This is a genomic window from Paenibacillus sp. JT22N7 (genome assembly GCF_059383875.1).
In genome coordinates this window covers 260,185-268,174 of record NZ_JBXENY010000011.1, presented here as the reverse complement: position 1 = coordinate 268,174, position 7,990 = coordinate 260,185, and the positions used below count along the sequence as shown (strand labels likewise).

Annotated in this window: 5 protein-coding genes; all 5 read right to left on the bottom strand. The window is 48.4% G+C overall.

Annotation, left to right across the window (positions count from 1 at the left end; translation table 11 throughout):
• Positions 1–258: 258 nt before the first annotated feature.
• Positions 259–1,932 (bottom strand): glycosyl hydrolase family 18 protein, encoded by a 1,674-nt coding sequence (locus AC50Y5_RS26975; protein ID WP_494864301.1) that lies wholly within the window; start codon positions 1,930–1,932, stop codon positions 259–261.
• 164 nt (positions 1,933–2,096) lie between these two features.
• Positions 2,097–2,525, bottom strand: a complete 429-nt coding sequence (gene perR / locus AC50Y5_RS26970) for a peroxide-responsive transcriptional repressor PerR (protein WP_056043983.1) — start codon at positions 2,523–2,525, stop codon at positions 2,097–2,099.
• 71 nt (positions 2,526–2,596) lie between these two features.
• Positions 2,597–4,522 carry a DUF4097 family beta strand repeat-containing protein gene (locus AC50Y5_RS26965; protein ID WP_494864299.1) on the bottom strand — a complete coding sequence of 642 codons (1,926 nt, stop codon included), beginning with the start codon at positions 4,520–4,522 and terminating at the stop codon, positions 2,597–2,599.
• A 173-nt stretch (positions 4,523–4,695) separates the two neighbouring features.
• Complete coding sequence (gene gatB / locus AC50Y5_RS26960; RefSeq protein ID WP_494864297.1) at positions 4,696–6,141, bottom strand: Asp-tRNA(Asn)/Glu-tRNA(Gln) amidotransferase subunit GatB; 1,446 nt, start codon at positions 6,139–6,141, stop codon at positions 4,696–4,698.
• A 362-nt stretch (positions 6,142–6,503) separates the two neighbouring features.
• Positions 6,504–7,961 (bottom strand): Asp-tRNA(Asn)/Glu-tRNA(Gln) amidotransferase subunit GatA, encoded by a 1,458-nt coding sequence (gene gatA / locus AC50Y5_RS26955; protein WP_494864295.1) that lies wholly within the window; start codon positions 7,959–7,961, stop codon positions 6,504–6,506.
• Positions 7,962–7,990 lie beyond the last annotated feature (29 nt).

Below are 7,990 nucleotides of genomic sequence, written 5' to 3'. Positions count from 1 at the left end.
ATCATTATCGAGGTCAATGGAACTTAAATAAGCTGCCGCCTGCACGATACAGACAGCAGCTTGAAGTGGCCTAACCTTTTTTTAATTGTCCTTTACAAGGGGTACATTTTAAAGAGGGGCAGCGCCCTTTTTTGGCACTAAAATAGCAGCTGCTCTAGAAGAAGATATCTATAAATCTATATATATGAATAGAAGAAGGCCATCGCGTGTTCAGCGATAGCCTTCTTTTTAATAAAATTTTAGAATTATCATTGCAGTTTACGGTTTTTTATTCAATGCGGTATCAATCGTTTTCCAGATCGCGTTCGTTTGAAAAGTGCGCTGCCAGGTTGCCACTCCAGCTAACCCGTACTTTTTAACCAACGCAACTCTAGCTTTGATCGACAGCTCGTCCTCAATCCAGATGCGTTTCAGTGCTTCCTCTTCCTTATACTCCACATAATGCTGCCCAGCATCCCTATCGAGCACAGGCTTCAGCTTGTATTGCGTAATGATTTCTTTCACTTTATCCATGCCAAGCGCTTTAGAGCTAACCTTGGTTTCGCCATTCTCTTCGGTCTCCGTCCAAATACGGGTATATAGCGGCATGCTCAATATAAGCTTGCTCGCAGGAACACCATCTTCGTCCAATATTCTCTTCAAAGCTTGCTCCGTCCAAGGCAGCGAAGCTACCGAACCCGCAACCGGGCTTGTCGCCCAATGCTCGTCATAAGCCATAACCATCATATAGTCTACCACTTTGCCAAGCGCTTTACGATCTAGAAAAACAGACCACATCTCGCTGTTCGACTTAGGCGTCACATCAATAGATACGACTAGACCCGCTTCATGAAGCAGCGGCGTCAGCTCGCGGACGAACTGGACCAAGTTTTCCTTATCTTTCGTATAAACATTTTCAAAGTCTACATTAATGCCCTGCAAATGATAAAGCTCTGCAAATGCAAGCAGCTGCTGGATCATATGAAAACGCGTCTCTACAGTCGCAAGCGCCGCGCTCGTCCGATCAGGCTCAAACCCGTTGCTGAAAAGCGCCCACACTTGCATCTTCTGCTCTTTGGCCCATTTTACATACACGGGATCAGCTTTGCCTTTAATTGTGCCATCCTCATCCTGAAGCTCAAACCAGGTTGGACTGACGACATTGACGCCTTGCATTTCCGGAATGGTGGCTGGATCTGGCTTGCGTTGATATACAGCCTCCCATGTAAGATTGATTTTGCTGCCCGTAACTTTCCATGCGACAAAATCCGTTTCATTATCGCTAGGCGCAATTTGCTCCATGCTGGCGAGAGCCGTATTATCCTTAGCCATATACCCAGGATGCCCATCCGGTCCCTGCACGAGCAGCCAGCCATCGCTTTCCCCCCAAACTCTGAGCTTGCCCGCGAGTGGAACCTTCTCCACAATCGGCGCCCGAATCGTAGGCTCTGTCCGTATGGCCGCCCCTTTTTCCCGCTTCGCTTCCGCCAGTTGAATAGCCTCACCCGACTGAAGCAAGGTGACAACGCCTGAATCTGCAACATACTCCGTCTGCAGGCCATAAAGCTCCTCAATCGGCGTTATTGGAATATAAACGACATCATCCTGCACCTCAGCTGTAATCGTCAAGTCAAACGGCTTGCGGTTCACGGTCGCTGTCAAGGAATTTGTCTGCAAACGCAGCACCTTATTCGCTGTTGTCAAAATAATCGATCCGCTATCCGCTTCATAGCGTATAGGCTGGTCTGCTCCAAGCACCTGCTGAAGCACAGGAAGCGGCAGCTTCACCTCGTTATTTTCAATAATAGCACCTTGCTTCATTACTTCGCCATGAACAACGATTGGATTTTTCACCCCATAATCGGGATCCATTTGTTTAAAATTAGGAATGTAGCGATCGTATACAAACCAACCCCCACCTGCTGCCAATATAATGATAAAAAAGAGAAGCATATTCCGAGCCCCACTGCTCTTGCGGCGACGAGGAGTTCGGCGAAGCATAGTTTCCAAGCGTATCTCGCTCCTTTATAAAAGACGAAAGCGTGCATATCCGCGGTTGAACGCTTCCCTGCACGCCATCATTTTGTTAGGTTTCATTCATTCTTGATTGTTCGTTCTTATTTCTTAGCTGCCGCACAGGTAGAGCAGGAACCGTAAATTTCCATTCGATGCCCTTGCACGATAAAACCGGTCTCCTGCGATGCGACACGCTCCACCTCAAGCAACGGCGGGTATTCAAAATCAACAATTTGGCCACAGTCATTGCATATGGCATGATAATGCTCCGATGTATCCGCATCAAAGCGGCTGGAGTCATCCCCATATGTCAATTCCTTAACAAGCCCCGCTTCTACAAATAACCGTAGGTTATTATATATGGTCGCCACGCTCATGCTTGGAAAATTAGGCGACAGTGATTTATAAATTTCATCGGCTGTCGGATGAGTCATCGATTCCATTAAAAAGCTTAAAATGGCATGACGCTGCGGGGTCATACGGACACCATTCATTTTTAATTGCTGCAATGCTGCATTAACGGCTCCCATTCCCCTCACGCCTTTCGTTAGTAGTTAAAGCTATTGTACGTGTTTTCAAAATGATTTGTCAATGAATGTGGTTATTGCTCCGCACCGGCATACTGTATGGCAATACTGTTATTAGCATTAATTTGTAAACGGTATTGCCCGTCTCCAACCTTACCCCGTACTGTTTTTTTGCTCACTTCGAGCGGCAAATTCGTCGTAATCGCGCCAAAAGTGACTGATCCATACACCGTGTAGCTGCCATACTGCGGGACAGTCAGCTTAATTTCCCCTACGGAGCTATCGACATCCCAGTCACCCCCGACTACCGAGCTCGCCAGCTCGATGCCGCCATTTAAGGTTGCAGCCTTAACGGAGCCGCTCGCTTCATTAATGTTGATTTTCCCATTTTTCGTATCGGCTTCTATATCTCCTGAAATGCTTGTCATCTTCAAAGCCCCATTGGTCGCTTCTGCAAAAACATTACCTGTAATAGATGCTGCGGTAACAGCCCCATTTAATAAGGTTATACTCGCATCACCCGTTATATGACGAAGCGTAATCGTACCATTATTTGCTTTTGCCTGAATGCTGCCATTTATTCCTTCTGCTAAAATTTCTCCTGTATCGCTGGAGAGCTCCACACCTCCGGGAGCATCGAGGTTTTTAATTTTAATCGGCCCATTATCGGTATGCACGAGTACAGAAAGCTGTCTCATCGGCTGTTCATCCTTCTGCTCCTCCACTTGTTCTGGCGACTGCTCGGGAGTAGGAGTTATTGATGTCGTGTTTGAAGCAGAGACTTGCTCCACGTTATTGTTATTAGACGAATTAGACGAGCTTGGATCTGGCGTACTGCTCTCCTGTGCAACTGGATCGTCCGACTCAAAATCAAGATCAGGCTCGGCAATTTCCTCTACCTGAACATTCGGCAAACGCGGCACGGTTACGGTAATATTGATACGCGGTTTGCGCGTTCCATTGTCGCCGTAGCTGCTGCTTTTGGCCTGCAAGGTAATTTTCTCACCACTTGATGACGCCTCAATCTTCGCTTTGTCGGCCATTTTATCAGCCTCAGCTTGATCATCGATATCAACCCATACCTCGGTATCTATACTGATATAATCATTATTCCCGCTTTGAAGCGTCACTGTTCCATTCACATTGTAAATCTGAATAGCTGTCGTCTTTTCTTCCATCGGAACGACCAGCACTTCTTTCTGATAATGAAAGCCTTTTTCCTCGCCGTAATCCTGTGCGCCATTCAGATCGACATATTGATCAATCCAGCGAAAAGGCAAATCTGCATATTGCGTTACCAAGAAACCAAAGCCCGCAATGACAACCGCTGCCATGCTTCCGATAAAATCAAGCCGCAATTGCTTTCGCGTCCGCCGCTGCAATAGGCTGTAGGCAACGAGCTCTCCTCCCAGACATATAAACAGCGCAGGCCACCAATAACGCATGAGCGCAAAAACATTGCTGCTGTGTATTTCATCCCACAACAGCAATCCACCTGCAGCTGCAATAAATAATGCAGCGGTGAAGCTTCCTAGCCGAAACACCGCTGCCAGCCGTTGACGCAAAACTAAGCCTACCGCAAGCAGACCTAGAACAGGGCCTACCGCATAATTCGCCGCTTCGTCAAACCAAGTGAACAGCGTGGTCGGCTGCCTAAGCATCAGCAGCAGCATAAGCAAAATGCCTGCCACCATAATGAGTATGCCATCCCTAAGCTTTAAACCGGGCTGCGTTTCCGTTCGCCGATCCAAACTTTGCAGTGCATCGTAGACGCTAATAAAATAAAATACAGGCAGCGCAAGCCCTAAGTAAACAATAAGCAGTAAATGCTTCGCGCCATCGGCATCCGCCAGACGGACAATGGTCCCGCCATCAAGCAAAATACCAGCGGCTAGCAGCAGCCCTCTCGTATATTCTCCTGTATATAGATGTCCCGCTCCCGGCCATAGAAAGGCCAGCAGCACCGTAAGCAGTCGACTTTTCCTACGTCCCGTTTTCATCCCTTGCTCCTGCAAAACATGTCCTCCGTATGTGCAAGTTTATTGCTTATTATTGTACCATAGATGCCCGCCTGACAAGACTTTTGCTTGAAAATGTAAAAAAAGAGCCGTCCAGCTTGTGGACAGCTCTTACTTGGTTGGCATCCATCAACTTCCATGTTGATTATGCTTATTTAAGCTTGCTGCAGACGCTCCAGCAGCATTTTGTTAACCATTGCCGGATTCGCCTTGCCTTTTGTCTCTTTCATAATTTGGCCGACCAGGAAGCCGATCGCCTTCTCCTTGCCTGCACGGAAATCCTCGACCGATTGCGGGTTCGATTCAATAACTTTATCGACGATGGCAATGATTGCACCCTCATCGCTAATTTGTACAAGGCCCTGCTCTTCTACGATTTGCTGCGGCAGCTTGCCGGATTCCAGCATTTCCTTAAAGACGGTTTTGGCGATTTTACTGCTGATCGTGCCTTTCTCCAGCAACCCGATCATTTCTCCAAGCCCTTGTCCGGTCATTTTCACATCGGACAGCTCCAGGCTGTTCGAGTTCAAATACCCGAGCAAATCGCCCATAATCCAGTTGGATACAGCTTTCGCATCCTTCGTATAGGATAAGCTTGCTTCGAAAAAGTCTGCCATTTTCTTAGATGCCGTAATAACATCAGCATCATAGGAAGGCAAGCCGTAATCGCTTGTATAGCGGGCTTTACGTGCATCCGGAAGCTCAGGAATCGACGCTTTGACGCGTTCTTTCCACTCTTCATCGATATAGAGGCGAACCAAGTCAGGATCCGGGAAATAACGATAGTCATGCGACTCTTCCTTGCCGCGCATTGAAATCGTTTTGCCCTGTGCCTCATCCCAGCGGCGAGTTTCTTGAACAACCTTATTGCCGCCGTCCAGCACCTCGGCCTGACGCCATTGCTCATATTCAAGACCACGCTGAACACCGCGGAAGGAGTTCATGTTTTTCAGCTCAGCGCGCGTGCCAAGCTTCTCTTGTCCATAAGGACGAAGGCTGATGTTTGCGTCGCAGCGCAAGCTGCCCTCTTCCATTTTCACATCCGATACTTCGCAGTAAAGCATAATCGCTTTCAGCTTCTCTAAATAAGCTTTCGCTTCCTCAGGTGTACGAATGTCTGGCTCGGAAACAATTTCAACGAGCGGCGTGCCGACACGGTTAAAGTCAACGAGCGAGGCATAACCTCCATCAACGTGAGTCAGCTTGCCTGCATCCTCTTCCAAGTGCAGACGGGTAATGCCAATTCGTTTCGTAACGCCGTTTACTTCAATATCAATCCAGCCGTGCTCGCCGATAGGCTGATCAAATTGCGAAATCTGATAAGCTTTAGGTGAATCGGGATAAAAATAGTTTTTACGGTCAAATTTGCTGACATCAGCAATTGTGCAATTGAGCGCCATCGCCGCCTTCATTGCGTATTCAACCGCCTGCTTGTTCAGCACCGGCAGCACGCCGGGATGACCGAGGCAGACCGGGCAGGTATGCGTATTAGGCGGAGCTCCGAAAGCGGTGGAGCAGCCGCAAAAAATCTTGCTGTTGGTGTGCAGCTCAACGTGCACCTCCAGCCCGACTACCGTTTCATATTGAGTCGCTTCAGACATCGTTAATCCTCCTTAGAATTTTGCTGGGCGAGGTTACTTCGGTGGCATAAAGCATGATGAAAAAGATGCTGCGCTGCGTGAAAAGGTTGACTTTCGATCGCTGTTGCCCAATCTTTTTCTGAAAATATAGGAAAGGATATTATTTTTCCATCCTTTCTCTATATTCCACCCTCGAAACGGTAGCTTTGCCGCCAGAGGACGGCGACAGCCGTTTACGCTTGATCAATCCCGCTCAGCGGTAATATGATTGGGCAAGACGAACGCTTGCGCTTCTACAGTTCAACCTTTTCACTCCGCTTGCCTTTTTCATCTAGCTTCTATGACAGCAAAAAAGTAAATATCGCGTCGCAAGGTTGAATATATTAGAGCTGCGGACGCAGCTTATGGAATTCGGTATTTTGCTCGAAGGCATGGGCCGCGCGCAGAACCGTCGACTCGTCGAAGGCTTTGCCGATAATTTGCAATCCGATTGGCAAGCCTTCCGCTTGGCCGCAAGGAATGCTGATCGCCGGAACGCCTGCAAGGCTGACCGGAATCGTGCAAATATCGTTCAAATACATCGTCAGCGGGTCGCCGACCTGCTCGCCGAGCTTGAACGCTGCTGTTGGGGCAGTTGGTCCAATGACGACATCGTATTTTTCAAATACTTGGTCAAAATCCTGTTTAATGAGCGTGCGCACTTTTTGCGCTTTCAAATAATACGCATCATAGTAGCCGGAGCTAAGCGCATACGTTCCCAGCATAATACGGCGCTTAACTTCTGGACCGAAGCCTTCGCTGCGCGATTTGCGGTACAAATCAATCAGGTTCGCCGGGTTGTCTGCACGGACGCCGTAACGAACGCCGTCGAAACGAGCCAGGTTGGATGAAGCTTCAGAAGACGCAAGCAAATAATAAGCCGCAATGGCATATTCGGTATGCGGCAGCGAAACCTCTTCCCATGTTGCGCCAAGGCTCTCATACACTTTCAATGCATTCAAAACCGCTTCCTTAACCTTTGGATCAACGCCTTCTCCCAAATATTCCTTCGGTACTGCAATGCGCAAACCTTTGACATCTCCGGTCAAGGCAGACGTATAGTCAGGAATGCTTACGTTCGCGGAAGTAGAGTCTTTTGCATCATAGCCAGCAATGGCTTGCAGCACAAATGCGGAATCCTCAACATTTTTAGTCAAAGGACCGATCTGGTCAAGCGATGAAGCGAAAGCGACAAGGCCAAAACGGGAAACAAGGCCATACGTTGGTTTAAGACCGACAATGCCGCAATAAGCTGCTGGCTGACGGATCGAACCGCCCGTATCGGAGCCAAGCGAGAAATAGACTTGGCCTGCCGCAACGGAAGCTGCGGAAGCACCGCTGGAACCGCCCGGCACATATTCCGTATTCCATGGATTGCGAGTCGGATAATAGCTGGAATTTTCATTGGAGCCGCCCATCGCGAACTCATCCATGTTCAGCTTGCCGATCGTGACGGATTGCGCCGATTTCAGCTTGCTGACAACCGTTCCATCATAAATCGGATTGTAGTTGTCAAGAAACTGGCTGGCACATGTTGTGCGCAAGCCTTCGGTAACGATATTATCTTTAATTCCAGCCGGAAGGCCGAAAAGCAAGCCGCGTTCAGCTCCTGCTTGAAGCTGCTTGTCCAGCTCCGCCGCATGCTGGCGGGCTCCCTCTTCATTTAGCGTAAGGAACGCTTGAATGGAAGCTTCTGTTGCTGTAATACGAGCAAAGGATTCATCAACCAGTTCAGTGACGGAAAGCTCCTTTTGGCTCAGCTTGTTATGTACATCCTGAAGACGCAAATCAAACAGTGACAAAACATGTTCCTCCCTTCAATATAAAAGCG

Coding starts and splice junctions, on each gene's coding strand:
- AC50Y5_RS26975 (WP_494864301.1), bottom strand. CDS start 1,932: ATGCTTCTCTTTTTTATCATTATATTGGCAGCAGGTGGGGGTTGGTTT.
- perR (WP_056043983.1), bottom strand. CDS start 2,525: ATGGGAGCCGTTAATGCAGCATTGCAGCAATTAAAAATGAATGGTGTC.
- AC50Y5_RS26965 (WP_494864299.1), bottom strand. CDS start 4,522: ATGAAAACGGGACGTAGGAAAAGTCGACTGCTTACGGTGCTGCTGGCC.
- gatB (WP_494864297.1), bottom strand. CDS start 6,141: ATGTCTGAAGCGACTCAATATGAAACGGTAGTCGGGCTGGAGGTGCAC.